This is a genomic window from Listeria floridensis FSL S10-1187, assembly GCF_000525875.1.
Classification (GTDB): Bacteria; Bacillota; Bacilli; order Lactobacillales; family Listeriaceae; genus Listeria; species Listeria floridensis.
In genome coordinates, this window is the sequence record NZ_AODF01000004.1 from 1 (window position 1) to 26,151 (window position 26,151).

General features: G+C 38.7%; 30 protein-coding genes, 1 rRNA gene, 3 pseudogenes and 1 other annotated feature. Of the genes and pseudogenes, 6 read left to right on the forward strand and 28 right to left on the reverse strand.

The window, feature by feature from the left end; all coding sequences use genetic code 11:
- Together MFLO_RS02325 and MFLO_RS02330 are read right to left on the reverse strand one after the other, a co-directional pair.
- Nucleotides 1–90 (reverse strand): 16S ribosomal RNA (locus MFLO_RS02325); the annotation flags it as partial.
- A gap of 328 nt (nucleotides 91–418) precedes the next feature.
- Entirely contained in the window at nucleotides 419–1,075 is a 657-nt protein-coding gene (locus tag MFLO_RS02330; protein ID WP_241433512.1) for an HD domain-containing protein, read from the reverse strand.
- Nucleotides 1,076–1,523: 448 nt separating this feature from the next.
- Between MFLO_RS02330 and MFLO_RS17110 the strand changes: the two are divergent.
- Nucleotides 1,524–1,643, forward strand: a pseudogene (locus MFLO_RS17110) (DUF2975 domain-containing protein); the annotation flags it as partial.
- Nucleotides 1,644–1,653: 10 nt separating this feature from the next.
- Complete coding sequence (locus MFLO_RS02340) at nucleotides 1,654–1,881, forward strand: helix-turn-helix domain-containing protein (protein ID WP_036096110.1); 228 nt, start codon at nucleotides 1,654–1,656, stop codon at nucleotides 1,879–1,881.
- Between the two features lie 14 nt (nucleotides 1,882–1,895).
- On the opposite strand, the gene MFLO_RS02345 is transcribed toward MFLO_RS02340, so the two are convergent.
- The 3 genes from MFLO_RS02345 to MFLO_RS02355 form a co-directional block, all read right to left on the reverse strand.
- Nucleotides 1,896–2,768 (reverse strand): VOC family protein, encoded by an 873-nt coding sequence (locus MFLO_RS02345; RefSeq protein WP_036096111.1) that lies wholly within the window; start codon nucleotides 2,766–2,768, stop codon nucleotides 1,896–1,898.
- A gap of 91 nt (nucleotides 2,769–2,859) precedes the next feature.
- On the reverse strand, nucleotides 2,860–4,092 hold the full coding sequence (gene pepT, locus MFLO_RS02350; protein WP_036096113.1) for a peptidase T: 1,233 nt from the start codon (nucleotides 4,090–4,092) through the stop codon (nucleotides 2,860–2,862).
- A gap of 69 nt (nucleotides 4,093–4,161) precedes the next feature.
- Complete coding sequence (locus MFLO_RS02355) at nucleotides 4,162–4,671, reverse strand: DUF1697 domain-containing protein (protein WP_036096114.1); 510 nt, start codon at nucleotides 4,669–4,671, stop codon at nucleotides 4,162–4,164.
- 88 nt (nucleotides 4,672–4,759) lie between these two features.
- Here MFLO_RS02355 and MFLO_RS02360 point away from each other — a divergent pair.
- Nucleotides 4,760–5,516: pseudogene (locus MFLO_RS02360) on the forward strand (exodeoxyribonuclease III).
- Nucleotides 5,517–5,564: 48 nt separating this feature from the next.
- Here the strand turns inward: MFLO_RS02360 and rplT are convergent.
- The 7 genes from rplT to MFLO_RS02385 form a co-directional block, all read right to left on the reverse strand.
- Nucleotides 5,565–5,924, reverse strand: a complete 360-nt coding sequence (gene rplT / locus MFLO_RS02365; RefSeq protein WP_036096115.1) for a 50S ribosomal protein L20 — start codon at nucleotides 5,922–5,924, stop codon at nucleotides 5,565–5,567.
- Between the two features lie 44 nt (nucleotides 5,925–5,968).
- Nucleotides 5,969–6,169, reverse strand: a complete 201-nt coding sequence (rpmI, locus tag MFLO_RS02370) for a 50S ribosomal protein L35 (RefSeq protein WP_036096117.1) — start codon at nucleotides 6,167–6,169, stop codon at nucleotides 5,969–5,971.
- Between the two features lie 22 nt (nucleotides 6,170–6,191).
- A complete protein-coding gene (gene infC / locus MFLO_RS02375; RefSeq protein WP_077913138.1) occupies nucleotides 6,192–6,707 on the reverse strand; it encodes a translation initiation factor IF-3 in 516 nt (171 codons plus the stop codon).
- A 73-nt stretch (nucleotides 6,708–6,780) separates the two neighbouring features.
- Nucleotides 6,781–6,922 (reverse strand) — a sequence feature (ribosomal protein L20 leader region).
- Between the two features lie 244 nt (nucleotides 6,923–7,166).
- On the reverse strand, nucleotides 7,167–7,655 hold the full coding sequence (locus tag MFLO_RS14460; RefSeq protein WP_077913130.1) for a DUF3324 domain-containing protein: 489 nt from the start codon (nucleotides 7,653–7,655) through the stop codon (nucleotides 7,167–7,169).
- A gap of 52 nt (nucleotides 7,656–7,707) precedes the next feature.
- Nucleotides 7,708–8,007, reverse strand: coding sequence for a WxL protein peptidoglycan domain-containing protein (locus MFLO_RS14465; RefSeq protein ID WP_077913131.1), 300 nt, complete (start codon nucleotides 8,005–8,007; stop codon nucleotides 7,708–7,710).
- 17 nt (nucleotides 8,008–8,024) lie between these two features.
- Complete coding sequence (locus MFLO_RS15540) at nucleotides 8,025–8,177, reverse strand: hypothetical protein (protein ID WP_206538300.1); 153 nt, start codon at nucleotides 8,175–8,177, stop codon at nucleotides 8,025–8,027.
- Between the two features lie 74 nt (nucleotides 8,178–8,251).
- Entirely contained in the window at nucleotides 8,252–9,001 is a 750-nt protein-coding gene (locus MFLO_RS02385) for a WxL domain-containing protein (RefSeq protein ID WP_036096120.1), read from the reverse strand.
- Nucleotides 9,002–9,453: 452 nt separating this feature from the next.
- On the opposite strand from MFLO_RS02385, the gene MFLO_RS02390 reads away from it, so the two are divergent.
- Complete coding sequence (locus tag MFLO_RS02390) at nucleotides 9,454–10,734, forward strand: hypothetical protein (protein WP_036096122.1); 1,281 nt, start codon at nucleotides 9,454–9,456, stop codon at nucleotides 10,732–10,734.
- Between the two features lie 88 nt (nucleotides 10,735–10,822).
- Nucleotides 10,823–11,776: a hypothetical protein gene (locus MFLO_RS02395; protein ID WP_036096124.1), complete on the forward strand. Its 954-nt coding sequence runs from the start codon at nucleotides 10,823–10,825 to the stop codon at nucleotides 11,774–11,776.
- Nucleotides 11,777–11,862: 86 nt separating this feature from the next.
- Here MFLO_RS02395 and MFLO_RS02400 read toward each other — a convergent pair.
- The 12 genes and pseudogenes from MFLO_RS02400 to MFLO_RS02455 all read right to left on the reverse strand — a co-directional run bounded on the left by MFLO_RS02400 (nucleotide 11,863) and on the right by MFLO_RS02455 (nucleotide 22,933).
- A pseudogene (locus MFLO_RS02400) lies at nucleotides 11,863–13,198 on the reverse strand (GntT/GntP/DsdX family permease).
- Nucleotides 13,199–13,216: 18 nt separating this feature from the next.
- A complete protein-coding gene (locus MFLO_RS02405) occupies nucleotides 13,217–14,224 on the reverse strand; it encodes a sugar kinase (protein WP_036096126.1) in 1,008 nt (335 codons plus the stop codon).
- A gap of 12 nt (nucleotides 14,225–14,236) precedes the next feature.
- A complete protein-coding gene (dagF, locus tag MFLO_RS02410) occupies nucleotides 14,237–14,977 on the reverse strand; it encodes a 2-dehydro-3-deoxy-phosphogluconate aldolase (RefSeq protein ID WP_036096128.1) in 741 nt (246 codons plus the stop codon).
- A complete protein-coding gene (locus MFLO_RS02415; RefSeq protein WP_036096129.1) occupies nucleotides 14,974–16,077 on the reverse strand; it encodes a DgaE family pyridoxal phosphate-dependent ammonia lyase in 1,104 nt (367 codons plus the stop codon). The genes dagF and MFLO_RS02415 overlap by 4 nt, the downstream gene beginning before the upstream one ends.
- Entirely contained in the window at nucleotides 16,049–17,173 is a 1,125-nt protein-coding gene (locus tag MFLO_RS02420) for an amidohydrolase/deacetylase family metallohydrolase (protein WP_036096131.1), read from the reverse strand. Before MFLO_RS02420 ends, MFLO_RS02415 begins: the two co-directional genes overlap by 29 nt.
- 60 nt (nucleotides 17,174–17,233) lie before the next feature.
- Nucleotides 17,234–17,938 carry a GntR family transcriptional regulator gene (locus MFLO_RS02425; protein WP_036096133.1) on the reverse strand — a complete coding sequence of 235 codons (705 nt, stop codon included), beginning with the start codon at nucleotides 17,936–17,938 and terminating at the stop codon, nucleotides 17,234–17,236.
- Between the two features lie 140 nt (nucleotides 17,939–18,078).
- Nucleotides 18,079–18,546 carry a MarR family winged helix-turn-helix transcriptional regulator gene (locus tag MFLO_RS02430; protein WP_051993444.1) on the reverse strand — a complete coding sequence of 156 codons (468 nt, stop codon included), beginning with the start codon at nucleotides 18,544–18,546 and terminating at the stop codon, nucleotides 18,079–18,081.
- A 26-nt stretch (nucleotides 18,547–18,572) separates the two neighbouring features.
- A complete protein-coding gene (locus MFLO_RS02435; protein WP_077913132.1) occupies nucleotides 18,573–19,643 on the reverse strand; it encodes an alkene reductase in 1,071 nt (356 codons plus the stop codon).
- Nucleotides 19,644–19,912: 269 nt separating this feature from the next.
- On the reverse strand, nucleotides 19,913–20,350 hold the full coding sequence (locus MFLO_RS02440; protein ID WP_036096137.1) for a hypothetical protein: 438 nt from the start codon (nucleotides 20,348–20,350) through the stop codon (nucleotides 19,913–19,915).
- A 1,025-nt stretch (nucleotides 20,351–21,375) separates the two neighbouring features.
- The gene (locus MFLO_RS17115) at nucleotides 21,376–21,666 is read right to left on the reverse strand and encodes a DUF5960 family protein (protein ID WP_051993446.1); all 291 of its coding nucleotides are present in this window, start codon (nucleotides 21,664–21,666) and stop codon (nucleotides 21,376–21,378) included.
- Nucleotides 21,667–22,063: 397 nt separating this feature from the next.
- The gene (locus MFLO_RS02450; protein WP_036096139.1) at nucleotides 22,064–22,294 is read right to left on the reverse strand and encodes a hypothetical protein; all 231 of its coding nucleotides are present in this window, start codon (nucleotides 22,292–22,294) and stop codon (nucleotides 22,064–22,066) included.
- Between the two features lie 18 nt (nucleotides 22,295–22,312).
- Nucleotides 22,313–22,933 (reverse strand): hypothetical protein, encoded by a 621-nt coding sequence (locus MFLO_RS02455; RefSeq protein ID WP_036096141.1) that lies wholly within the window; start codon nucleotides 22,931–22,933, stop codon nucleotides 22,313–22,315.
- A 228-nt stretch (nucleotides 22,934–23,161) separates the two neighbouring features.
- On the opposite strand from MFLO_RS02455, the gene MFLO_RS02460 reads away from it, so the two are divergent.
- On the forward strand, nucleotides 23,162–23,929 hold the full coding sequence (locus MFLO_RS02460) for a tyrosine-type recombinase/integrase (RefSeq protein WP_077913139.1): 768 nt from the start codon (nucleotides 23,162–23,164) through the stop codon (nucleotides 23,927–23,929).
- Between the two features lie 95 nt (nucleotides 23,930–24,024).
- On the opposite strand, the gene rplS is transcribed toward MFLO_RS02460, so the two are convergent.
- From rplS to rimM, 4 genes are all read right to left on the reverse strand, one after another.
- Entirely contained in the window at nucleotides 24,025–24,369 is a 345-nt protein-coding gene (rplS, locus tag MFLO_RS02465; protein ID WP_036096142.1) for a 50S ribosomal protein L19, read from the reverse strand.
- 135 nt (nucleotides 24,370–24,504) lie between these two features.
- The gene (locus MFLO_RS02470; RefSeq protein WP_036096143.1) at nucleotides 24,505–24,888 is read right to left on the reverse strand and encodes a hypothetical protein; all 384 of its coding nucleotides are present in this window, start codon (nucleotides 24,886–24,888) and stop codon (nucleotides 24,505–24,507) included.
- A gap of 1 nt (nucleotide 24,889) precedes the next feature.
- A complete protein-coding gene (gene trmD / locus MFLO_RS02475; protein WP_036096144.1) occupies nucleotides 24,890–25,630 on the reverse strand; it encodes a tRNA (guanosine(37)-N1)-methyltransferase TrmD in 741 nt (246 codons plus the stop codon).
- Nucleotides 25,630–26,148 (reverse strand): ribosome maturation factor RimM, encoded by a 519-nt coding sequence (gene rimM, locus MFLO_RS02480; protein ID WP_036096145.1) that lies wholly within the window; start codon nucleotides 26,146–26,148, stop codon nucleotides 25,630–25,632. Before rimM ends, trmD begins: the two co-directional genes overlap by 1 nt.
- Nucleotides 26,149–26,151: the final 3 nt, after the last annotated feature.

The following is a 26,151-nucleotide window of genomic DNA, read 5'->3' on the forward strand; positions in this document are numbered from 1 at the left end:
AGAAGCAAGCTTCTCTTTGGTTCGTTCGACTTGCATGTATTAGGCACGCCGCCAGCGTTCGTCCTGAGCCAGGATCAAACTCTCGTTAAAATGAATTTGAATACTTATTCAACACCGTGAATAAGTTTCCTTAGCGTCATACTTGACTTCACTAGCAATTGCTTACTAGATTTGTTTTGGAAATCACTTTTGATTTCCTGCCCTACGAATTGATTGGTGAAACATACTGTCTCATCGCTTTTTCGTCTTCTTTTTGTTCAGTTTTCAAAGGTCAATCTGTTGAAGTGACAACTTTAATATCATATCATGATATCAGATTCAAGTCAACAACTTTCAAATAATATTTTACATTAATTGGCTCTCCTCAAGAGAACTTTTTAATTATATATCATTCCATACACGATTTCAAGAGAAAAGTTTATCTTTTTATCACGTCTTCTTTTTTTAATTGTTCAATAAACAGTTGCATATATTCATGACGGTCTTTTGCCATAGCTAAGGCACTTTTTGTATTCATCAAATTTTTCAATTTAAAAAGTTTATCATCGAAGTGCTGTAGCGTTGACTCTGCATTTTCACACGCATAATCAAGCGGTGCTTGCTTCTTAGACGCTCCATATGTAAAAGCACGAATAATTCCGATAGCACCTAGAGCATCAAGTCTGTCTGCATCTTGCACTATTTTTTCTTCTATACTTATTGCTTGAATCGGGTTACTCCCTCCTCGGTAGGAAACAGCATTGATTGCTCGCATGATGTCATTGATAACATTGGGACTCAGCTTCTCGCCTTCCATCCATTTTATCAATTCTTCTTTTGCCAGATTAGTATTAGATACTAGCTTTTCATCTGGATAATCATGAAAAAGAGCGGCTAGCTGAATGACTAGGGCGTTGCCGCCTTCAGTTGCCTGAAGTTTGGCCGCAGTCCGCGCGACGCGTGCGAGATGCTCAAAGTCATGTCCGGTTTTGTCTTCACTAAAGCGGATGCGCATCCATTTTTCTGCTTTTTTTATAACGGAATCCATATTATTCACCTCATCACTAGTTTCTGCTTTTACTTTAGCATATTCCACTTTAAACTGCGATCATTCATTTTTATCTAAATTCGATATATTTTTATTGTTTTTGGGTAAATTATATGCATTTTGAATCACATATTCTTTATTTGAAGTGGTTATATATAAGGCTTGATACGTTATTCTTGAAAGTTTCGCTTTTTTTGATTGGTCTTCCTATTTTACTGCTTTGTTTAATCGCACCCCTTCTATTGCGCTTGATGGAATTGATCATGCTTAATTTTACCTGTTTTTTTATTGTTGTACTTGGTTGCTGTTCCATTTTTTGCCACTTTTTTCAGTCATTTCACCTTTTGATATTTATTGAACAGGGAGTTGCATTTTCGAATTTACCCGTTCTAACACTCCAAAAAATTAAGTTCAATGCACTTATAATTGCTGTGCTTTTTGCGCAAATCTTCCTTTTTTATTTACTCACCGATCAAGCAGATACACTCGGCATTCTTTTAATTGGGCTAATGATTGTCTTTTATTTCTTTTGTTATTGCAGTGCTTTACGGCTGTCTTGCTAAAGTTGCTTGCTAATGCCGTCGCGCTTCGATCTGAAAATGATTTAACGGTTTGAGGTGAAAATTATGCCAATCCTTGTAAATATCAATATTCTCTTAGTAAAGAAGAAAATGAGTGTAACAGAATTAACGGAAAAAGTCGGAATTACGATGGTCAATCTATCGATTCTTAAAAACGGAAAGGCCAAAGCTATTCGTTTTTCAACGCTTGAAGCAATTTGCCAAGCGCATGATTGTCAGCCTTGTGATATTCTTTCTTACACGCCCGATGAAAATGAAAACAAGTCCGACTGATGCGGACTTGTTTTTTAATAGGTAATTTTGATTTTGATACCATTTGGATCAAGCAGCTCGATTGTATCCGCCTCTGAAGCCAGAAAATCAATTTCATTTGTTTCGAGATGATTTTTCAGCCGATCAAATTCAGTCTGCTCAGGCAAAATAAAACTATAATAGTCTAGCCCGATATCGTTTTCATTCATCGGAGGAATTCCCGTTCCTGACCAAACGTTAGCGCCGATATGATGGTGGTAACCACCTGCTGCTAGGAAAATCGCTTGGTTAGGGAAGACGGTTTTAAGCGATAAACCGAGCATCTTTGTGTAGAATTGCTCCGTTTGATTCAAATCCGCTACTTTAAGGTGAACATGCCCAATACTTGTGCCGCTTGGAAAGCCACTCCAATTCTCTCGTTCGTCAGCCGCCGCAACCACACCATCTGCATCCATCTCGATAGTGATTCCTTCAATACGGCCGTCTGCGCGTACATCCCATACTTCACTTGGTTTATCACGGTAAACTTCAATCCCGTTTCCTTCTGGATCATTCAAGTAAAGCGCTTCACTGTACCCATGGTCGCTCGCCCCAATAATCGGCGCTTGTTTCTTAATATAGTGCAAGAGCGCATTCCCTAAATCACTTCGTTCCGGCACAAGAAAAGCTGTATGATAAAGTCCAGTTTTCCGACCCGTTTGCACCGTCATCGCAACACTTCGCCGCAGTTCAAGCAGTACCGTTCCGTCCGCCTTAATTCCAAGAACACTAACCCCCTCTGTTTGTTCAAGAAGATCAAGCCCGATTATTTCTTGATAAAACTGAGTCATGGCTTCTAAATTCATTACCTTGAGAACCACTTTCCCAAGCTTAAGCGTTGAAGCAATTGTAAAATTTTTAGTTTCCACTTCGCTAACCCCCTATTTATAAAAAAACAGCCCTTAAACTTGAAAATAGAATCCAAGTTCAAGGGCCGCAATTCTCTATCTATTGTTTCCCTTATCCTCGTTGTTCAAATAATTGTACCATTTCAACGATTACTTTTGCTGCCAGCTCCATGTTTTCAACTGAGACATACTCGAATTTACCGTGCATGTTTTCTCCACCTGCGAAAATATTCGGTGTTGGCAACCCTTTAAATGATAGTTGTGAACCATCTGTACCGCCGCGAATTGGTTCAACAAGCGGTTCAATATCCAAGTTTTCCATCGCTTGGTGTGCAATATCAACAATTTCCATAACTGGTTCAATTTTTTCGCGCATATTATAATACTGATCATTCATATCCAGGACAATGGCATCTTTTCCGTATTTATCTTGCATTTTCGTGGCGATGTCAGCCACTTTTGCCTTGCGATCTGCAAATTTAGCAGAATCAAAATCACGAATAATATAATACGATTTTGCCTGCTCCACATCACCATTTAGTGAAATCAAATGATAGAAACCATCGTAACCATCTGTGAATTCGGGTGCTTCATTTTCTGGAAGTTGGCTGTTAAATTCCATCGCAAGTTTTGATGCATTGACCATTTTATCTTTCGCCGTTCCCGGATGCACACTGTTTCCATTGAAAGTCAGTTTCGCCGCTGCCGCATTAAAACTTTCGTATTCAAGTTGCCCGCGCGGCCCGCCGTCCATTGTATATGCATAGTCCGCTCCAAAAGCTTTTACATCGAAAAGCGCCGGACCGCGACCGATTTCTTCGTCTGGAGTGAAAGCTACCCGGATTTTACCGTGCTTAATTTCTGGATGCTTGATCAAGTAATGCATCGCCACCATAATTTCTGTAATTCCAGATTTATCATCTGCTCCAAGCAATGTCGTTCCGTCAGTTGTGATCAAAGTTTGTCCTTTATAACCAGCAAGTTCTGGGAATTGCTTCGTTGAAAGTACAATATTCAGCGATTCATTCAAGATAATATCGTTTCCATCATAATTTTCGTGTAGCTGCGGTTTCACATTCTTTCCAGTGAAATCTGTCGCTGTATCAAGATGGGCCAAAAAGCCGATAACCGGAATGCTTTTATCTGTGTTCGCAGGAAGCGTTGCCATTACATATCCGTTTTCATCAATCGTCACATCGCTCATTCCAATTTCTTTTAATTCCCCAACTAGTAAGTTGCCAAGCTCAAGCTGACCTTCTGTTGTCGGGCAAGTTGTATTCTCTTCATTGGACTGCGTATCCACTTTCACATATGTAGTAAAGCGTTTAATCAGTTCCTCTTTCATCACTTACACTTCCTTTAGTTTATTTGCTAATTCCATTATATGTCGCAATACCTAAAATATCTAACATTATTACTCTAATAATTCGTTAATTTTTAGACTGGTTTTTAAACTACGAGCCGTAACATCCTCTTTGATCCAATCACGAATCACTTTCTCCACTTGGACTTTATGCGTTTCTTTTGTAAACATTTTTACATAGATAGCATATCCTTTTGCACGATATTCGGCATCCGCTGTACTTTCCATTTTATCTTCGAGCCATTCATTACTGAACAAAATCTGAACCCGCTCGTCTCGTTTTGGCACTGAAAACGGATTTTCACGGCAAACTGCTTGATAGTCTTCTTTCGAAAGCACAACCGTCCGAGTATTAATACCATACTCTGAAGACAGGATATTTTCGATAATTTGCTTTATTTCTGTTTTGGAAAAAGCACCCTCCAAAATGATATTACCGCTCTGGATATAGGTTGTCACATTTTGAAAGCCTTTCTCAAAAAGTGTGCTTTTAAGCGCTGCCATTTTAATTTTATTATGCCCGCCAACATTAATGGCACGCAGCAAGACAACGTATTTCATCTCTTTTTCCTCCTTATAAGTAGTCTTATTATAGTACAAAAGGTATAATAAAACACAGAAATAGAGCATTAAGGAGGGATTTCAGAAAATGAAAATGATTTCTTGGAATGTAAATGGTCTACGCGCCGCAGTGAAGAAAGGCTTTATGGAGTATTTTAATGCGGCCGATGCCGATATTTTTTGTTTGCAGGAAACAAAACTGCAAGCGGGTCAAATTGAACTTGATACGCCGGGATACTATTCATATTGGAATTATGCAGAGAAAAAGGGCTATTCAGGGACAGCCGTTTTTACAAAAAAAAGAACCACTTCATGTTACATATGGGATGGGCGCTGAGGAACACGACCAAGAAGGGCGAATGATTACGCTTGAATTTGAAACCTTTTATTTGATTACGGTTTACACGCCAAATTCACAAGGAGAACTGAAGCGCTTACCGTATCGAATGACTTGGGAAGAGGCTTTTCTTAACTACTTAAAAAGCTTAGACGCCGAAAAGCCTATCATTTTTTGTGGCGATCTCAACGTGGCGCATGAAGAAATTGACCTTAAAAATCCGAAAACCAACCGTAAAAATGCCGGGTTTTCTGATGAAGAACGCGAAAAGTTTACAGAAATCCTTGCCGCCGGATTCACCGACAGTTTCCGCCATTTTTATCCTGACAAAACCGATGCCTATTCATGGTGGTCCTACCGGATGAACGCTCGTGCGCGCAATGTTGGCTGGCGGATTGACTATTTTATCGTTTCTAACCGGATTGCGGATTTAATGACGGATGCCGCGATTCACGCGGATATTCTTGGATCGGATCACTGTCCAGTTGAACTTGATATTACTATTTAAAAAACAAAAAAACCTGTTGAACTCTCGTCCAACAGGTTTTTCCATGTATTATTTAGCTAATTCTTTTTTAGCTGCATCTGCAAGGCTTGTGAAAGCTGCTGCATCGTTTACAGCCAAGTCAGCAAGCATTTTACGGTTAACTTCGATACCAGCAAGTTTTAAACCGTGCATAAGTTTGCTGTAAGAAAGATCGTTCAAGCGAGCTGCCGCGTTGATACGAGTAATCCAAAGTTTACGGAAATCACGTTTCTTTTGACGACGATCTCTGTAAGCATATTGGTAAGATTTCATTACCGCTTGGTTAGCTACTTTAAATAATGTATGTTTCGAGCCATAATATCCTTTGGCTAGTTTAATGACCTTTTTACGACGTTTGCGAGTTACTGTTCCGCCTTTTACGCGTGGCATATTGTCTACCTCCTAGATTTTACAAAAATTATTTCGAGAACCGATTATTTCATTTTAGCGACCATTTGGCGAATACGTTTGAAATCGCCAGCTGATACCATTGCTGCTTTACGCAGTTTACGTTTTTGCTTTTTCGTTTTGTTAGCGAACATATGGCTGACATAAGCATGTCTGCGTTTTAATTTTCCAGATCCTGTTCTCTTGAAACGTTTAGCGGAACCGCGGTGAGTTTTCATTTTTGGCATGAATATTTCCTCCTCAAAACTTTTACTTTTCTTGAAGCGGTGCAAGGACTAAGAACATTGAACGTCCGTCCATTTTCGCTTTTTGCTCAACTGTGCTTAAATCTTTACACTCGTCGGCAAAACGGTCAAGCACCTTTTGACCGATTTCTTTGTGGGTGATCGCACGTCCTTTAAAGCGAATCGAGCATTTTACTTTATCGCCTTTTTCAAGGAATTTACGCGCGTTGCGTAGCTTCGTATTGAAATCATGTTCATCAATCGTTGGACTGAGTCGCACTTCTTTCATCACGATGACTTTTTGGTTTTTACGGGCTTCTTTATCTTTCTTTTGTTGTTCAAAGCGATATTTCCCGTAGTCCATAATACGTGCAACCGGGGGCTTCGCGTTTGGAGCAACAAGCACAAGATCAAGGTTCGCTTTTTCAGCGATCGAAAGCGCTTCGTTCTTACTTTTCACGCCGAGCTGTTCACCGTTTTGATCAATCAATCTGAGTTCACGTGCACGAATCCCATCGTTTACCATCATGTCTTTGCTAATTTTGAGCCACCTCCGTTTATTATTGGTCGAACAAGTCAGAAAAGAGCAAGTCATTGTTTGTCCACCAGCAAAGCGGACAATATAAAAACGGGTTTGCTATAAAAGCAAACCCGCACATTCAAAGTCACAGCCAGACCGGTGTGACGAATCATTGAACTTTTTGCCTGAAAACAATTGTTAACGAGGCGAGAAGCGGGTTGCTTCTTCTTTCTTGTTAATTAACCTTTACAACTATAGCATGAGCTGAAGCTACTGTCAAGTTCACTAAAGAAACCTCTTTGCAGTAGCTTTTATTCTTTTTGCCTTCCAAAGGACTAGACCTGCCAAGAGCAAATACCAACAAATTAAAAAAGTCAATATAGTTGAGCTTGCGAACTTTCTCAACTAAAAACTTCGCCTATCACGATGGATAGCGGAATTTTTAACATACAAATATACATGATTATACTTTTACTTTTTTTACGCTTTCTTCTTCGCCAAATTAAAAAAAAGAACGAATAACAGAATAACACCGGAAACAATCATAACTATCCACCACTTCGAAAAATCATTTTCCTCTAATTCAACATCCATTTTATTAAGATGACTTGCTTTTTCTCTGTCAATTTGAAAGTTTTTCGTAAACACCCAGTTTTCTTCTGACGATTTTGCTTTTAAATGAAGTGTATATTTTCCCGGCTTGAACCGCTCTCCTTTTAATGCAATGGGGTAGGAAAAATGTGAATTTGGCGCTACTTGCATATTTTTTTGTGAAGCTTTATATAATACTTGCTTTTCTCCTTGTTCTGTAACCTCAGCTTCAATTTCAAAACGATTTAAAAATACTGATGTCGGATTTTGTAATTGAAAAAAAATGGCGTTTCGAGCATTTGTTTGCCCAACGGTCACTTGCTTCAATTTTAAATCTTGCATCACTTTTTGCTCCGTTTCTTTTAGCGTAATTCCTATTACATAGGCATACCTATTCTCAACACTTAATCCTTGATTTCGCTTATTTTTATTAGGCTTCTTCTTTTTCCTCTAAAGTAATTCCTCCAGCTAGCATTCCGTTAAACATGCGCTCTGGCATCGTGACAAGTAACTTCAAGTCAAAGGATGACTTCGGAGAAATTGTGATTTCATCTGGAACTTCAACCAAATCCTTCATCAAATAAGGCAACGTTTCATCTTTTCGCTCTGATGTTTCCCCGTATTCCACTACTCCATGCATATTCGTCGTTGCAGAGTGAACAGTTGGACGAATGATGACTTTTTTATCTGTATTATTCGTTAGTTCAATTGTTAATTGTTTGTTTTTGATTCGGCTTCATTTTTAAATCAAAATAGCTTTTTTTTGACATCTATTTGGTTTTTTGGAAGCTTTGCATGCACCGAAAAATTAAATTCAGTTGCATGCGCATGTGTTGGGATTGTTAAAGCCAAAAGAACCGCCAAAATTATGCAACCATAGATTTCGCCAAATTTTTTCATCTTCATTTCATGCCCCTTAAAACAAGATAAAAGGCACATTCACATTTCGCAAATGAAACCTTTTAACTGTTGTATTATTGATTAGCCGGTGTATCCTCAAGTGTCCACAGTAATGTTGTCGAGTATTTATCTGCATATTTGGTCGATTTCCCTGGAACTTTAAGAGAAATGCTTTTTGCTGCAGATGCATCATCGCCAAAGGCAAGTACATAAGTACCAGAACCTTCCCCTGCACTTGCTGCCATAATTTTTTCTGCCACTCCTGTACCATCTGGAGTAAGTGAGAATGTGCTTTGAACCGTTGAAGGCTTTGGTGACGTGGATGCGGTATTAATGGTCCCATTTGAAAAAACTAGCTCGGCTCCAACCAATTCTTTTTTATCCGTTTCAGAAGTAAACTGACCCTGCTGTTTTACTTTAAGAGACCAGCCAGCTTCTGTTCCACGGTTGTCTGTTACTTGAATGTAGTTGGGACCATCTCCTCGACTTCCGCCAAATTTCTGTGCCTCTGCCTGATAAACTTGATCGACAGGTGAAATCTTTTGTGTTCCAAAACTCAAGCTAGATGCATAGTCAATACTTAACGGACCAGCCGTTCCTTTTTGAGGGCCAGATGGATCTGTCGGATCTGTTGGTCCTTCTCTCGGGTCAAACGAAACAGAAGGGTTTGTTGGATCAACCGGCAAAGTGATTTCGTCATTCGGTGTAAACTCGACTAATAAATTTGATTTGTAGTCCACCGCCTTAGCGCTATAAGCACCTCCACTTGCAACTACACCCATTACAGCTGCAGCCAAAACTGTTTTTACTACCTTTTCCCCCATACTCTTTTCTCTCCTTTATCATTTCAATATTTTATTCTGTTTTACAGAAGTTTGGTCATGATAAACAATATGACCACTATCTTACTTAAGCTTGCTTTTTTATCCTAACAAATTTTACCACCCTTACTTTGTTACTTTGTTCCAATCAAAATTTGATTTATGTATTTTTTATGAAGTTTTAGTTTTAAAATCACAAAAATTAAAATTAATAACTCTTTTAGTAAACTAAAACTTTTACATTTCATGTTCTATAACCATAAATTAACAACACCTTACATAAAAATTCACAAAAAAGTCATTTAAAGAAAGACGAATGAAACAAAGTATCACAAAACAACCGATTATTATTGTTATTATTTAGTTTAGTTCTGGAAATTAACATGAATGAAAATACTAAAAAGAAATTCTTAGCCATAAACTATTTTTAGCATTACCAAGGGAGGAAACGATTTATGAAAAAATGGTTTGATCTATTGCTCGGCTTCATGGGATTGATCGCCATAGGTATTTTGATAGTAAGTTCATCTCATATTTTTGCCGCAGATAATCCATCTAAATCTTTAATGTTATCTTCAAATAGAACTGAAGTAAGGGCAAACTCATCATTTGAGATTACTGTTCAAGATAAAAGCAACTCAATTAATAAAGTATATATCTCAACTAATGAGAATTTTACTTATCAAAATTTAAAGGATGACAGCACAGCTAAGGTCACAAATGATTCAATTAATCATCAGCTTATTGTTGAGTGGCAGAGTGATCAAGAGCATGAAGCTACATTAGTTTTTGTACCATCAAATTTGGGATCTCTGACATTAGAAGCTTTTGACGAAACACATACAATTTCTGATTCCATTTCTTTAACAGTTAAAGAAGAAAACAGTAAGGTACAAAATCTGTTGTCTAGAACTACAGATTCATTGTTTGATAATATTACACCGTTCATCAATTCACCATATGGCACAACAGTTAATATAAAAGGGCAATATGTAGCAGGGAAACCAGTTCAAAAATCAAAAGAAATAATCCCATTGATTCATTATACTACAGGTTCGATTGCGACAGATTTAACGGCTGATGGAAAACCAGTACGCTCTCCTTCCATGAATACTACCTTTAAGCAAGGAACTATTTTAAAAATTAAAAATGTTGGATATCATCAAGGAAATCCTTGTGTATTAGTAATGAAAATTCTCTCGCCAACTCTTACTTTAGATGTTTATAATGACTTTCCTACAAGAATTGCGGCTGCAAATGATCCTTTGAGACTTAGCATGGAAGTTTGGTTGGAGGACATAAATGGTAAAGCAATCAGCGCTTCTGGTGTGAGTGTATTATTCCCATTAAAAATTCAAATAGGCAATTTAAGGGACGATAAAAATCGTAATGTTGTAACAACATTCTCTAACCGGTCTGCTATCACAAATATTCTTGCAAGAGATAGTTCTCTAAGCGGTGCTGGCTCTTCCTTTTTAGACCCTTTAGGAAATAGTTATCAACTCGTTGGAAGAGCTTGGTCAAATATGAGTTACAATGTTTTGTTCAACGCATCCGAACATTTGATACTCACTGTCAGCTTGATGGATAATAATGGAAATGTCGTGCCTTTAGACAATCCTGTGGATATATTGTATTATCATAAGTTATTTGATTCCTCAAGTAATGCCATGGTGATTCAACTTCCTTATCCACCACCAACTGTAGAAGCAGTAACAAACGAAAAAAACATTTAAAGCAAATCTTAATCTTAAACAAACTCTTTTAGAACAAAATCTCTCTCTTTATCCTGACAACTTATCGATCAACTTTACTATGGGAGACTTGATTAAAACAGATTCCCTCGCCTCGATTCGTATTTTGGACAGTAGTGATACAACGGTAATGAATACTAAGTCGCTTCAAAAAGACACAAATACAATTAGCCTAAAACTTACAAAGAGCACCTTGAATTCACTTCAAAATAATCTGCTTACGATTACCGGTAACTTCGATCTAAATATGGATGCTCCAACTTTAATTGATACCTTTCAGTCCGATGGTTTTTTCCATATTCCTATTGAGGCATCAAATGATAATCAGCCCAGTGAAAAAGTGATCGGGGAAGCACTTGTAAAAATGCCTGCTCCAACAGGCACACCCATTAAACAAACCGTTTCCTTACATTCAGGTACTGATGAATTAGATCCAGTTGACCTTGTAACAGACTTAAAAAGTGTTTTGCCTCAAGATACAATCAAAATTCTATCTATAAAAGAGCCGCGTACATTTGAAAAGCTCGGAAACACTTCAATTGATGTTTTAATTGAAAGTGAACTTACTCACGTCCAAGGAATTGTGTCTGTTCCTATTCAAGTTGAAACTGGTTCGTTAAAACTTGTCAGTGTTCCACAAAGTATTGATTTTGGGACGCTACCTATCAGCTCTTCCGTTTTAGATGCTCCAGTAAAACAAACTGTGAACGATTTAGCTGTACAGGAAACTCGTTTTTTTGGAAAGTGGGAGCTTGGTGCCTCTATTAGCAAACCGTTAGTTGGTCAAGTTCACAGACGACCTCTCGGAAAACTTTTTTACTTTATAAATGGTCAGCGTTTACCGCTATCGAATTCACTTCAAATTGTAGAATCTGGAAAGTACACCGGCCGAAAGCAACCCTTAGCTTTTTCAAAAATGTGGAATGCGAAAAATGGATTAATCTTAGAAATTCAACAGGGTGAGGCATTACGCGAAAATTATCAAGGGGAGGTAACTTGGAACCTTAGAAATGTTCCGGTTTGATCCCAATTGAAAAAGGTTTTCGCTGAAGAAACAATTCTTCAGCGAAAACCTTTTTTATTTAAACTTTATCGAATTATCGCATGTTTTCAAACGAAAATATCAACCAAGAGTACCATGACAAACACACTAAATGAAAGTAAGGTTTCAAGCGCTGTCCAAGTTTTAAAAGTTTCTTTAATCGTGAGACCCATATACTCCTTCACGAGCCAAAAACCAGCATCATTGACGTGCGAAAGCATAAGTGAACCTGCTCCTGTCGCAATAACTAGTAAAGCTGTATTCACTCCAGTCATTTGTTCGACAATCGGTGCAACTATCCCAGCTGCGGTAGTTAAAGCCACGGTTGCAGAACCCGTTGCTACCCGGATCAAACCTGCCACACAGAAGCTCATCACAATTGGGGATAGATTCATTTGACCAGCAAGGGTTGCAATTGATGATGCAACGCCTGTATCCATTAAGATCTGCTTGAAGGCTCCACCTGCCCCAATGATCAAAATGATAGATGCTAGTGGCTTCATACTGTCATCTGTTAAGCCGCGGATGATTTCTGCATTCAGACCAAGGCGAAAACCAAGCAAGTAATAGGCAACAAATACTGAAATCAGCAAAGCAATGAGCGGACTGCCGACAAATTCAATAATGCCTACCATTCCTTCCGGCAATTTAAACAAAGCCGCAACCATCGTAAGAAGCATCAAGATGATCGGTAAGAAAACGATGAAAAAGGATACACCAACAGATGGCAGCCTTTCATTATCTTTGATCGTGTCCGGGCGCATCAAGTTTGGCTCATGAACGGGTGTTACACGTTTGCTGATGAGCTTGGCGAACAGTGGCCCGGCGATGATACCGGCTGGGAGGGCGAAGCACAATGAATAAAGTAAGACTTCACTCACGTTAGCATTGTAAATTCCGATTGCCGTCATGGCACCTGGATGAGGCGGGATAATGCCATGCGCGATGGATAGTCCGGCAAGAACAGGGAGTCCAAGCAGGAGAATGTTTTTTTTTGACGGTTTTTTGAATTGATAATACGATCGGGAGTAAAATGACTAGACCCACTTCAAAAAAGACGGGGATACCGATAATGAGACCGGAAAAGAACATCGCCCAAGGTAAGCGCTTTACGCCAAAGCGTTCGACAAAGAAATTGGCGATCTGCATGCCGGCGCCAGAAGTCGACATCATCTTTCCTAAAATTGTACCAAGGGCTAGAATGCCTACTAAATGTCCAAGAACACTCCCGACCCCCGTTTCAAATGCGGCTGTGATCTTTTCCAAAGGCATTCCTGCAAAGATGGCCAGAAATAGCGTGGCTATGGATAAGCTTAAATAAGCATGCCATTTCCACCAAGAAACTCCTAAAATGACGATCAAAATGGCAATAATTGTAATTGAAAATAAGTAAACGTCATGCATATTCCATCTTCCTCTCTTTTAGCGAACCAAACTTTGTTGTTTTCCGTTCATCAACGCTTCAACATCTTTTCTATTTGTATGCGGTACATCACCTGTAATTGTATGTGCTAAAACAGCATTACTAACGGCGAAATCAAGTGTCCTTTCTTCGGACCACCCTTCGCTTAAACCATAAATAATTCCCGCTGCATAGGCATCACCTGCTCCAATTCGGTCAAGCATTTCGACCTGCATTTCACGGCTTACTTTAAAACCTTCTCCTGCAATAAAGCCAGATAGTGAATGCTCACCAACTGCGGAACCGCGGATCGTTCCAACGTAATTGCGTACTGGATATTTCGCTTTGAAGGCTGCAATTCCTGTTTGAAGTTGTTCTGATATTGGTCTATTTTTATCTACCGGGATTTCGAGCAATTCAGTAATATCCAAAATTCCACCGAAAACAGTATCTGCCAAAAACAAGATTTTTTCATACTGTTCTTTGACAAAGGCTTTACTGTGTTCAGTGTTAAGGCTTGGGCGATAATTGAAATCGAAATAGAGCGGCTTTCCCATTTGGTTAGCGCAACTCGCTAATTTTAAAGCGGTTTCACGAGTTTTCTCATTGAGCAGTAATGTGATGCCGCAAATATGGATAATGTCACTTGTGCAAACAGCCGCTTCGATATTATAGCTCGCTGGTTCTGCTTGGCAGAACGCACTGGCAAGCCGATTTTGATAGGTAACCATCGTTGGTCTGGCACCGTAACCAAGTTCAACGAAATAACTGCCAATGTGGTTACCGTTAAAGGAAACAAAATCATCGTTTATCCCATATTTTCGTATGTGGGCTGCGGCTGTCTTTCCAATGTTGTTGTCGGGAAGCGTAGTAAGCAGGCTTACCTGCATGCCGAAATTTCTGAGATTTGTAAGTAAATTCACGCCTGTTCCTGTGACTTGGTAGGTGAGCTGGTTGGTTTGTTCTAGCAACTGATAGTCTGGCGGCGTAAAACGGAGATTTACTTCACCGTAAGAAAGCACCTTCATCTACGTTCACCCTCATTCTGTTAATTTTTTCATGATATTATATAAAACTTTTACATCTTCCGGACGTGTATCATTTGTTTTAGAATCAATGATTGAGCTGTATACGTGCGGAATTACTTTTTTCACACCTGCATCAAGTGCAATTTTTACGATTTCCTCAAAGTTTTCAAGTGTGATTCCTCCTGTCGGTTCAAGGTAAAAATCATTTTCGGCACATGCTTTTGCGACCGCACGATATTCTGCTTCATGTGCAAGTCCTTTCATCGGAAAGTATTTAATTGAGCTTCCGCCCATATCTTTTAAGAGTGCAATGGCTGTTTCGATCGGAACTTCTGCTGATTCGGTCTTGCTGCTTAAGGGACCTGTTGCAATATTGACGAAGCCTACTTTTCCAGTTGGTGAAACAAGTCCATTCACGATGGTATCTTCTTGGCGTAATAGCGCGCGGCTTGCTCCAACTCCAGTGAAAACTTGATTGACATGTTGCGGTTGAAGTTTTTCGGATATACGTGCTACCATCGCACTTTGATTAGGATTTCCAGCGCCAAGTCCTACTGACAACGCATTATCGGTTGCATCAATATATTTTTGCATATCTGTTACAGCTGCTTCATCGGAAGAATAATTGATCGATAGTACCCCTAAAACTACATGTCCTTCGGCCGCTTCGTAGCATTCCTCCGCATTTTTCACAGACCCTGCTAAAACATTTAAACAAATTCGGTCATTTAAGTAATTGGGTGTTTTTTTCATAATTTATTCTCACCTTCCATGATTTCTTTTAAGCGTTTTACAATTAAGTTCATTTCAGTTTTATCAACAGCACGAACATCAAATTCGATAATGCCATTATTCGCTTGGTATTCACGTGTGTAGATCGCAGGATTTTCTTTCTTTAATTCGGCGATCACTGTTTTGGCATTGTTTACTTTCACGGAAGCACGATAAATTTCGCGCCCTGCTGCATCTTGTACTTCTTTTGCAGCAACGCCTTCGATTTGATTCAATGACTCAATAAAAGGTTCAAGGCGTTTTCGCATAGCTTCACCAGTTTCGCCACTGTTTGTTAAATAACGTTCGACGGCTCCGGTAAAAGCAATAATATTTTCTTTACCAATTTTCATCGCCCGACCGATGCCTTTGGATTGCATCCGTATCCAGCTGATCGCCTCACGTTTACCAATCACCATCCCAGATGTTGGTCCATCAATAGCTTTTGCTCCGCTATAAATGACAACGTCGGCTCCTGCTTTCGTATATTTATGTAAATCTTCTTCAGCGGCTGCGTCCACGATTAGCGGTATATGATATTTTTGACTGACTTCTACCATTTCTTCTACTGTAAGCATACTTTTTTGCACCGTATGATGACTTTTTATGTAGAGAAGTGCTGCTGTCTGTTCGGTAATCATCATTTCAACATGTTCTTTGGAACACATGTTGGCATATCCTGCTTCACGAACTTTCCCGCCGCCAAGCTCTACCATCACTTCAACTGCCGTCCCGTAATCAACGTTATGCCCTTTTGGAAGTATAATATCTCGTTTGGTAAACTCTGAAGCATAAGGATGATACAAATGATAGGTACTTCCTCGTCCGATAAAAGCTGCTACAGATTGGGCAATTCCAGCCGAGGCACTGGAAACAATTACTGCATCTTCGGTCTTTAACAAACTTGCAAGGTAACTCCCTGTTTTTTTAACGAGCTCGTCCATTTCAAAAAAGTTTTGTCCGCCGAATTTTTGCAAAGCAACGGTTTCGTCAGGAGTTTTGGATACACCGAGAATTGTCATTTTGCCAGAAGCGTTAATCACTTTTTTGAGGTCATATTTTTGATAAATATCCATTGTCATATACGTTTCCTCCTACGATCGCACAGATTGGCTGAATCAGCTTTTGTGTTGTTTGTTCATTGCCGTTTGAGTCCACCAGCTTTTTGGAGCCTTCTGCTGTTTTGAAAATGGTAATGTCGGCATCAAAGCCTACTCTTAGATGGCCTTTTTTGCTTAAATTAAACTGCTCAGCGGCATTTTGTGTCACCATCGGGATGATTTCGGCTAGCGAATAACCGGTGACAAGCAGTTTTTCCATTGTTGTCGCAAGATCATAAACCGGTCCTGATTCGCGATTTTTATGATAGATATCTGTACTTATTGTATGCGGTTTCAAATATGCTTGTTTGGCATAGCGCGCCGTTTCAAAATTAAAGCTGTCCGTACCGTGTCCGACATCAAAGCGAACGCCGCGTTTGTAGGCTTCAATGGCCTGCGCTTTGATGGTTTTTGTTTCTTGATCTAAGATGCCGTTTTCCTTGCCGTTGAAGCAGTGTGTCAAAATATCACGTTCGTCGAGTCTTGATAGGACTTCTGAAAGTGTAGGCGGATTGGAACCGATGTGCACCATGAGCGGTAAATCGCCAAGTTTGGATTGCAAATTTTTGGCAACTTCAAGCGGCTTGTAGCCGTTGTCGCCCACTACGGTTTTACTCATTCGCGCCTTCAAGCCGACAATAAATTGGGGCAATTCCGTCACGGCTTCTATCGCCGCATCTTGCTGTACCTTTTCCATGTCTGCTAGTTCATTCTGTGCAATAATTCCTGTTTTTGAAATATTAATGAGTGCATATACATTGGTTTTAGCGTGTTTCGCATGGTCATAAAAAGCCTTGATTGTATCTGCACCAGTCGATCCGGCATCAATGATTGTCGTTACGCCTTTGGTTACTCCGATTTCGTCCGGCTGATCATAATAAATTGGCATATCATCATCACAATGAACGTGACTGTCAATCCAGCCGGCTGATATGTAATAATCACCTTTTAAATCAATGATACGATCAGCTTCTCCATTTAACTCACTTGAAACTGCTTTAATCTTTCCTGCTTCCATCGCTACAGAAAGCAAGTTCCCATCCACCGTCTTTCCATTTTTAATGATCAAGTCTGTCACATGATCACCTCCCTTTCGAAAAACATTATAACATTACAATGTTTAAAAGTAAAATTAAAATCACACCTGATATTCGATTTTATAGGGAAATACTTCTGTATTATACAGACCAATTGAAAGTTCTATCAATTCTCCGGTTTCGCCGTATGATTTTCGCGTTCGTTTTAGACAAGTTGCTGCATTCGTTTCCAATATTTTTTGCTCAGCTTGTTTCAGTGCCGCGACTTCAAATGTGTCATCAAAGGAAGCAACAATTTGATGATTTTCTTTTAACAACTGATAAAGGGAAATATGATCCAAATTCAAATTTTTAATCGAAATATTTTTGACCTCTGGAATATAATGCTGATAAAAAATATAAGCAGCACCATCAAGTCGGTAAATCCGCTTAATACAAGTGACAGGCTGATCAAAAGCATGTTTAACAAGTGGATCTTGAGCTGGATCAATCACATCAATTGCCAAAATTTCTTTTTGGATGGTAAAACCGGATTCTTCAATAATTGTCGAAAACGATTTGGCTTTGGAAAGTTTATTAAAGAGTTGATTGCTAATGACAAGTGTGCCTTTGCCGCGTTGTTTTTTCACGTAGCCTTCTGCTGCTAAAAGGGCGACGGCTTGTCGGATCGTCACTTTGCTGACGTCAAAAAGTTTTTCAAGTTCGAGTTCGCTTGGAATGTAGCTGCCAACGGGATAGCTGCCATTAAGAATTTTTTTCTTAATTTCGATTGATATTTCTTGATACAGCACGACATTTCTCTTCATAGCGCTCCCCTTCCTTTCAAGTTGATACGATTGAAACTTTGTTTTCAGTATAGCATGAAATCTGCTTGAATTTGAATTTTTTTTATTGCTACAAAAAAAGAAAGCCGAAAATCTAATGCTGATTTTCGGCTTTCTTGCGATTACGGTTTTAGTGAGGTAGATAAATTTTCAGTGATTTGCGCAGAAATCCTAAGAAACTCTTGGATATCTGTTTCCGTCAAACCGTTCAAAGCTTGTTTTTCCATGCCGTTCCATATTTCTTCCGATGCCTCTAAGCGTTTCTCGCCTTCTGCTGTAATTTTGACGATTGTGATCCGCCGGTCAGAGGGTGACTTTTCTCTTGTTAAAAAACCGGATTTTTCCATTCGTCCTACCGATTTTGCAACTGTCGAATGATCTAAACACAGTCTGTTTTTTAGTTCATTTTGCGAGCAGCCGCCAGTTTCTGCGAGCACTTTCAAGATCATTTCTTGGCCGCGATATAAGCCGATGCTACGCAAATGTTCAGCTACTGCTTTGCTGTGGGATTCAACTAGTGAAATGATGCTTCCCCCTACCGGACATGAAATCGCAAAAGGGTTCGCAGCTTTTCGTTTTGTTTCGCTCATTTGAATCCTCCTCTCTAATGCTTATTTTACGCATTTAGAGCCGGATAGTCCACATATCCCTTCGCACCTCCGCCGAAAAATGTTGTTGGATCGGCTTCATTTAGCGATGCGCCTGCTTTTAAACGTTCGGCAAAATCTGGATTTGCAAGTGCCCAGGTTCCGATTGAAATTAAGTCGGCCACACCGGAATCGAGATCGGCTGCAATATCTTCAAGTTTCCTGCCATACCGATTGACAAGTAGAGCTTGATCCCAGTTTGCACGAACATCTGCCAAAATCTCTTCCCTATCGATGTGTAAAATATGCAGATAGGCAAGCCCTAATTTGTTCAGCTCAACCGTGAGCTCGTGGTACAATTCTGCACCATCTCTTCCTTCATCAATCGTACTAAATGAAGCGTAAGGCGAGATGCGGAAGCCGGTTCGGTCTGCGCCGATTTCTTCTGACACAGCTTTGGCTACCTCTACGGCAAAACGAATTTTATTTGGCACTGAGCCGCCGTATTCATCTGTGCGGAAATTCGAGTTTTCTCCGAAGAATTCGTGAATCAGATAGCCATTCGCTCCGTGGATTTCAACCCCGTCAGCTCCTGCTTCGATTGCTGCCCGAGCTGCTTTTCTGAAATCATCAATAGTCCTTTCAATATCCGCTTTATTTAGCTCGCGCGGAGTAGGAACCGGCTGCATTCCTTTTGCTGTAAACATTTTTCCATTTTCTGGTGCAACAGCAGATGGCGCAACCCCTTCATGGTGATCTATCGTATTATCCGGGTGATTCATACGCCCAGCATGCATAAGTTGAATGAAAAATTTCCCACCTTTTTCGTGAACTGCATCTGTCACTTTATGCCAAGCTTTAATATGTGCCTCATTATAAATCCCGGGGCTATTCATGTATCCTTGTCCTTCAAGCGATGGTTGCGTTCCTTCGCTGATCAAAAGTCCCATTGAAGCGCGTTGTGAGTAGTATTCAGCCGAAAGTGCATCCACAGTCCCATCTTCATTTGCGCGACTTCTTGTCATTGGTGCCATTGCTAAACGTTGATTAAGTTCCATATTTCCTACTTTTACAGGTGTCCAAATTTTTGTATTTGCCATTTTTATCATTCTCCTTAATCTAATTTAAGTTGCCGTCAACATTTATAGCATAAACTATAAATAAGTGGACGTCAACATAAAAGTTTTAGAGCTTTTAAAATCGATTTTTATATTAAGGACATACAACTGTTTTTTGTTTTCTGTTTAATAGCCTTGGGGGCGTTGTTTGAGTACTTATTGCCATTATGAGTTGAATGTACTTGATCGCAAAAAAACACATCAAAACTATAAAAATTTGATGTGTTTAGATTTAAAAAAGTGCTTGCTCACTAATAAATCCGTTCTTCATTTTTAACTCGTTTGTCATAAGACATTAACTCCAAAGGAATGTTTTTTTCGGCCAGAAGATTTTTAAAAGCTGTCTCACTGGTAATTGGAGGGCTAAGACGATTCGTTTCAAGATCAAGTATCCAGTAAGTTTGGTTCTCATGTTTTTTGAACCAAGCTCTCGCCTCTTCTTCACTTTCTGTTTTGGCAATTAAAAACTTTTTATTCCAGTTTATTTTGACGATACTATCACTTTTGCCATTAGTTCCAGAATTATCGAGCTGTATGCCTTCGTTTTCATTATCATGAATAACATGTAAAGTTGGATAAATTTGCCATATCTCATATCGGTCATTGACCTTGACGGCATAATCGCCTAATCCCGCACATCCGGACAGTAGTGCAACACCTATAATAAGTAGTCCCAATATCTTTTCCATGTATTTGCCTCCTATTAAGTTAAGTTTTCACGTCGAGTAATAATCAGTGCTATACCCCAGTTTTATATCCTCATTTATTTTAACAGTCCAATCTAATATCTGGAAAGATTTATTTTTAACCTCTTCAAACGTTAAAACTCAAAAGTTGCTTCGATAATATAACCTCTTTCATCTCGAGAATTAACCATAAACTTACCGTTTTTTAATATAGATGTACCGCGAATGGGGTTTTCCTATTTTCATCAAACAGTACATAACGCAATGTTTGATAGTTCTTTTCAATTATCTCTTATTTAAATTCTTGCTGAAGCCATCTAGCTTTTGATCTCACTGATTCCATTAATTCAAAAGCTTTATCCAAAAACTTTTGAGTTAAACGTTTATCGTCACACATCTTTTTGAACGTAGAAAAAGATGATCAATGCAAACGCACCAACCGCCTTCATTCTAACTTAACGAATTTCTTTAATACGAGCCCTTTTACCGCGCAGGTTACTCAAGTAATTTTTAATGTCAAAGGTATTTCAGAAAGATCTCAAAATGCTATCATATCAAGTGTTAATAGTGATTTTTATATCTAAGATAGTTCATTCATAAATCACTGTTTTTCTATTTTCTGCCCCTTTTGAGCACAGACTCATTTAATAATCTAAATTATATCTCCATCTACGACTTCCTTGTTTTCGAATTCAAAGTTTCTACTAGTTTCTGACATTTTCTAAATTGTGATAGTCAAAATGACAGTTAAAAATCTGTTTCAGTATTCTAAAAATCTTAGAGTTTGTAAAATATTCTCCCTCCAAAAACACAATATCATCAATACTAAAAGTTACAACATACTCATTAAAATGTTGTAGCTAGACAATACCTGTCGTTACATTTAAGTAAACGGGTGACAGTTTTTTATATTTAAGTAGTCTTTCATTCTGCCCCACACGAATTTCAACAGTTCTTTTGCGATCGATCGCAATCAACAACATAAAATATATTCTTGGCGATCTATCTAACTGGGATCATCAAACAAATTATACACACAACTTCTTCCTACACATAATCTTTATACGTGTAAACATTGATGTTCCTACCATTTGACGACTTACTTGTCTTTTTAAATAAAAAATATGGTTGCACCTATCTCTTGTGCGCGGGCTTGGAATTCGAAAAGACTTGGTCTCATTCATTTCCATTAAATATAACAAATCTTTCTGAACCGCCCACAACGGCACATCTGACACTACTATTTTATGGAAATCATGAAAAAACTTATCTGCGTTTGTAACACTATCAAATAACGCATTCGTGTGTAACCAATTCATTTTATCACCTCTAATCGAATAAATTTATTATGCGAACAAACACTCTGCCATTCAATAGGTAAATAGACATAAAAACACACCAATCGTTTTATAGATTGATGTGCAAAAACATTCAATTTTCAACTCTTTTTTTCCTTAAAATCTGTACAACCAAACTATGATCGCTACAGGTACCACAATTGTGATAATTAACATAAAAATGATTAAAAGGTGTCGCCTAATGTAAAAGCATTCGCTAAAACCATATAGTTTCCCCCTAAAATTCGTTTACAACTTTCACTTGTTTAGATCTGTTTCAATTGCAACTCGATACTCATTATTTTGTTTATAAATTATAGAATGTGGGAAGGATTCCCCTCCTTTTCTACTATAAAGAGTTGTTCCTTTCTGAAGAAAATTAGAGTCCAAATTTTTTTTCAGGTATTTTTCTACTACTAATTTCTTTTTTTACTTTTCCGATCTTTTCAATAATTTCTTCTTCAGATGATGGCTCCTCAGTCAGAGTGTAATAGATACCATCCACTTTTACTAAATCAGGAATATTACTCTTTTGATAATTATCGTAAATTAAGTAACCACAACCGATCGTTAAAAGGATTATTAAGACCGTGATAATAACTTTTTTCATAATCAATCTCTCCCGTGCTTACTTATTTACACTTTTTACATAAACCCCAGAGCTAGTATTTGTATACTTTGTTGTCGATCCCGTATAAACACCTGATCCATTATATTTTTTCACATTCCATTTTATTCTATTTACATTTCCATATACAGCTGGTCTTGTCCATTTTTTAGGATTTGCTTTTACTATTTGTCCTCCACCTGCTCTACTAACCGAAGCAGATATTGCTCCATATCCTAAATTAAAAGATACACTATAATTTGACGAAGAAAAATAATATGCTGAGATATTATATTGATAATGACTCCAACCCGGATGCCATCCCAACTTACCATTAGTCATTTTCTTTGTAGACGAAACTTTGGTCCATTTTTCATAACCTAGAGAGGCACTTCTAAGCATTGGATTTGAAGTACTTTTTACTAGGAATTCATCTGGCAAAGGTTGTCCCTCTAAAGATAAACCCTCATTAGCTTCATTAGTTGTTACAACTGGCAGTAATTCAGGTGCTAGGATACTCAATTTAACATCTCCGACATCATCTATACTAGGTCCAACAGCTTGAACATTCCCCGCAGCTGTTAGTACTAGAATTCCCACTAACATAGGTGATACAATTTTGACTATTTTACTTTTTTTCATGCAGCTTTCCTCTTTTCGTTGTTTTTGTTTTATTACACCCTGAGTATAGCATGAAATAATTTTTATAAAACCGAAAATGTAATGAAATGTTTGATTTTAATCATGAACGACCAAAATCTAGCACTTTTCTTTGCTTATAATATACAGATTATTCGATCTAAAATGTTATATTTTCAACTCTTTAAGCAAAAAATGACTCCGCACTACTTGACGGAGAAATTGGAAAATTTGATTTACGGAGAACGTCAACTTTCCAATTGCTCAGTTTCATTGATAAAGTCGAAATTAAATGCTGTATTTCAATTTGCGAAACGGCGAGGTTATATAATAGATACCTCTATTGAAAAAGTGGAGATTAGATATAGCAGAAATCAAGATAGTAAAACTAAGACTAAATTTCTTGAAGATAATGAATATACGAAGCTCATTGAGTACACAAAGCAAATAAATATTCGTTACGCACTACTTTTCGGATTCATTTATTGCACAGGCCTACGAGCTGGAGAAGCAATTTCATTGACTGAAAATGACGTGTTAGTAGATGAAAACGGGGTCTATGTACTCGTCTCTGGTACGCTTGAGTACAAGGGAAAGAAAGTAACAGAACAAATAAAATCAAGTAGTACAAAAACGTCTGCTGGAATGAGAGAAGTAGACCTTCCTCAAAATGCAATAAAGTTATTAGAAAAAATGGCACATTTGAATGCTGAGACGAGTCCTGAGTACATCTTTTCAACGAATAAAGGTACTCCTATTCAGATAACTGCTATTAATACCTTCTTGAGAAAAGCAAAAGAGGCACTTAAGATCGACAAACAAGTGAGTAGCCATATTTTTAGACATACCCATGTTTCAAAATTGGCAGAGTTAGGTACTCCCCTTTTCGCTATTCAAGATAGAGTCGGGCATGAGAACAGTAAAATCACTGAACTAATCTATCTGCATGTTACTAAAGGTGTGAGAGAAAAAATGAGAAGAGACATTGAACGTTTATAAAAGTTCTGCCCCTTTTCTGCCCCTTTTTGCTTTTTGTAAAAATTTAACCAAAATCCAAGACAAGCAAAAACCCTTGATTTCTCAAGGGCTTAAGCTTAACGAATTTCTTTAATACGAGCCGCTTTACCGCGTAGGTTACGCAAGTAGTAAAGTTTCGCACGACGAACTTTACCGCGACGAAGAACTTCTAGTTTAGCGATACGAGGTGTGTGTACAGGGTATGTACGTTCCACGCCTACGCCATAAGAAATTTTACGAACTGTGAATGTTTCGCTGATTCCAGATCCGCGGCGTTTAATAACAACACCTTCAAAAAGTTGGATACGTTCGCGCGTACCTTCGACAACTTTCGCGTGAACACGTACTGTGTCCCCAGGACGGAATGCCGGAATATCAGTTTTTAACTGATCTTTCGTGATTTCTTCAATAAGTTTATTCATCTTATTCTCTCCTTCAACTGACATTCTTACGTTACTCGAACGAAGCGGAATATCGTTATCATTCTGGATTGCTCCAGACACTCATATAGGTTACCACAATCTCATAGCTCTGTAAAGTTTTTTTTCTTGCACTGTTTAAAATCTCGTAATTTTAATATTCACAGCCGTCCCATAAGCCAGCTGATAAACACGATCATCCACAAATTGTTCTGTAAATTGACAATGAATTAAGCCGTTCCCACCCGCATCAAGCGCTTTTTTCTGAAGCTCATGCAGCAAGTTTTCAAACCCCGCCGTTTCAAGTAGTGCTTCATCGTCCGATTTGATTTTTTGACGAACACTTTTGGCAAAAACGATCGTCAAGACATCATGCGGCAAATTGATCGAGCCTGTCGAAACTTGTACATTCTCCCAAGTCTGGCCAATACGCTTTTGATGATTTTTTTCCGCCACGTATTCCTCACGGTTTCGGTCGCGCATCTGGCGTTCTTTTTCCTCAGAATTCCCAAAAACTGCCATGTCATTTCGTCCCTTCTTCATTTTTAATCTCTTCGAGCCACTGCTCTTCTTTCTCACTCATGGTATAGCTATCAAATAAATCTGGACGACGCAGATAGGTTCGCCGCAACGACTCCCTTCTCCGCCAATCCTCTATCACAGCATGGTTGCCGCTAAGCAGCACATCTGGAACTTTCATTCCAGCATAATCCGCCGGTCGCGTATAATGAGGATGCTCCAAAAGCCCACTTGAAAACGAATCGTGAACCGCTGAACTGGCATTCCCAAGTGCGCCGGGCAAGAGTCGAACAATACTGTCTGTCATTGCCATTGCACCAATTTCACCGCCAGTTAAAATATAATCGCCAAGTGACACTTCATCCGTCACGAGATGCTCACGAATGCGCTCGTCATATCCTTCATAATGTCCGCAAATAAAAATCAGTTGATCTTCACGAGCAAATTCCTCCGCCATTTTTTGATTAAATGGCTTTCCAGCAGGGTCCATCAAAATAATCCGTGGTTTTTTCTCAGGGAGCTTTACTGCATCAACTGCATCGAAAATCGGCTGCGCCTTAAGTAGCATCCCAGCACCACCGCCATAAGGATAATCATCCACAACTTGATGCTTGCCTTCCGCATATTGCCTAAAATCCGTCACTTTAATTTCAACAATCTGCTTTTCAATCGCTTTTTTGATGATCGACTCAGTCAAAATTCCCGTAAACATCTCTGGAAAGATCGATAAAATATCAATTTTCATTAATCAAGCAATCCTTCCATTGGTTCTATCATGATTTCTTTTTTTGCAGGATCAATTGTTTTGACAACATCAGCAATATATGGAATCAAAATATCTTTTCCTTTTTCCGGTTTTACAACCCAAACATCATTCGCACCCGGCGTTAAGATTTCGATTACTTTGCCAAGTTCAGTCCCGTCCGTTTTAAAAACCCTGCAACCAATAATTTCGTGGAAATAAAAAGCGTGTTCCTCTAATTTGGAAAGCACATGCTCTGGAACTTTTAAAATACCCTCTTTCATACTTTCCACTTGATTGATATTCGTATATCCTTCAAACGTCAAGAGATCAAATGTCTTATGCGTCCGGTGTGATTTCACCGTCAAAGCAATCGGGTCTTTTGAGTCTTTCATAAAAAGTAGCAACTCACTGCCCGGCTGATAACGTTCTTCTTTAAAATCTGTACGCGAAATCACCCGTACTTCGCCCATGAGTCCATGTGTATTCACGATTTTTCCAACATTGTACATTTTTTCCATTTT

Bases quoted from the DNA above. Each gene is read 5' to 3' on its own strand.
- MFLO_RS02340 (WP_036096110.1), top strand. From the start codon at position 1,654: ATGCCAATCCTTGTAAATATCAATATTCTCTTAGTAAAGAAGAAAATG.
- pepT (WP_036096113.1), bottom strand. From the start codon at position 4,092: ATGAAAGAGGAACTGATTAAACGCTTTACTACATATGTGAAAGTGGAT.
- MFLO_RS02355 (WP_036096114.1), bottom strand. From the start codon at position 4,671: ATGAAATACGTTGTCTTGCTGCGTGCCATTAATGTTGGCGGGCATAAT.
- rplT (WP_036096115.1), bottom strand. From the start codon at position 5,924: ATGCCACGCGTAAAAGGCGGAACAGTAACTCGCAAACGTCGTAAAAAG.
- rpmI (WP_036096117.1), bottom strand. From the start codon at position 6,169: ATGCCAAAAATGAAAACTCACCGCGGTTCCGCTAAACGTTTCAAGAGA.
- MFLO_RS15540 (WP_206538300.1), bottom strand. From the start codon at position 8,177: ATGAAAAAATTTGGCGAAATCTATGGTTGCATAATTTTGGCGGTTCTT.
- MFLO_RS02385 (WP_036096120.1), bottom strand. From the start codon at position 9,001: ATGGGGGAAAAGGTAGTAAAAACAGTTTTGGCTGCAGCTGTAATGGGT.
- MFLO_RS02390 (WP_036096122.1), top strand. From the start codon at position 9,454: ATGAAAAAATGGTTTGATCTATTGCTCGGCTTCATGGGATTGATCGCC.
- MFLO_RS02405 (WP_036096126.1), bottom strand. From the start codon at position 14,224: ATGAAGGTGCTTTCTTACGGTGAAGTAAATCTCCGTTTTACGCCGCCA.
- dagF (WP_036096128.1), bottom strand. From the start codon at position 14,977: ATGAAAAAAACACCCAATTACTTAAATGACCGAATTTGTTTAAATGTT.
- MFLO_RS02415 (WP_036096129.1), bottom strand. From the start codon at position 16,077: ATGACAATGGATATTTATCAAAAATATGACCTCAAAAAAGTGATTAAC.
- MFLO_RS02425 (WP_036096133.1), bottom strand. From the start codon at position 17,938: ATGAAGAGAAATGTCGTGCTGTATCAAGAAATATCAATCGAAATTAAG.
- MFLO_RS02430 (WP_051993444.1), bottom strand. From the start codon at position 18,546: ATGAGCGAAACAAAACGAAAAGCTGCGAACCCTTTTGCGATTTCATGT.
- MFLO_RS02435 (WP_077913132.1), bottom strand. From the start codon at position 19,643: ATGGCAAATACAAAAATTTGGACACCTGTAAAAGTAGGAAATATGGAA.
- MFLO_RS02440 (WP_036096137.1), bottom strand. From the start codon at position 20,350: ATGGAAAAGATATTGGGACTACTTATTATAGGTGTTGCACTACTGTCC.
- MFLO_RS17115 (WP_051993446.1), bottom strand. From the start codon at position 21,666: ATGAATTGGTTACACACGAATGCGTTATTTGATAGTGTTACAAACGCA.
- MFLO_RS02450 (WP_036096139.1), bottom strand. From the start codon at position 22,294: ATGAAAAAAGTTATTATCACGGTCTTAATAATCCTTTTAACGATCGGT.
- MFLO_RS02455 (WP_036096141.1), bottom strand. From the start codon at position 22,933: ATGAAAAAAAGTAAAATAGTCAAAATTGTATCACCTATGTTAGTGGGA.
- rplS (WP_036096142.1), bottom strand. From the start codon at position 24,369: ATGAATAAACTTATTGAAGAAATCACGAAAGATCAGTTAAAAACTGAT.
- MFLO_RS02470 (WP_036096143.1), bottom strand. From the start codon at position 24,888: ATGGCAGTTTTTGGGAATTCTGAGGAAAAAGAACGCCAGATGCGCGAC.
- trmD (WP_036096144.1), bottom strand. From the start codon at position 25,630: ATGAAAATTGATATTTTATCGATCTTTCCAGAGATGTTTACGGGAATT.
- rimM (WP_036096145.1), bottom strand. From the start codon at position 26,148: ATGGAAAAAATGTACAATGTTGGAAAAATCGTGAATACACATGGACTC.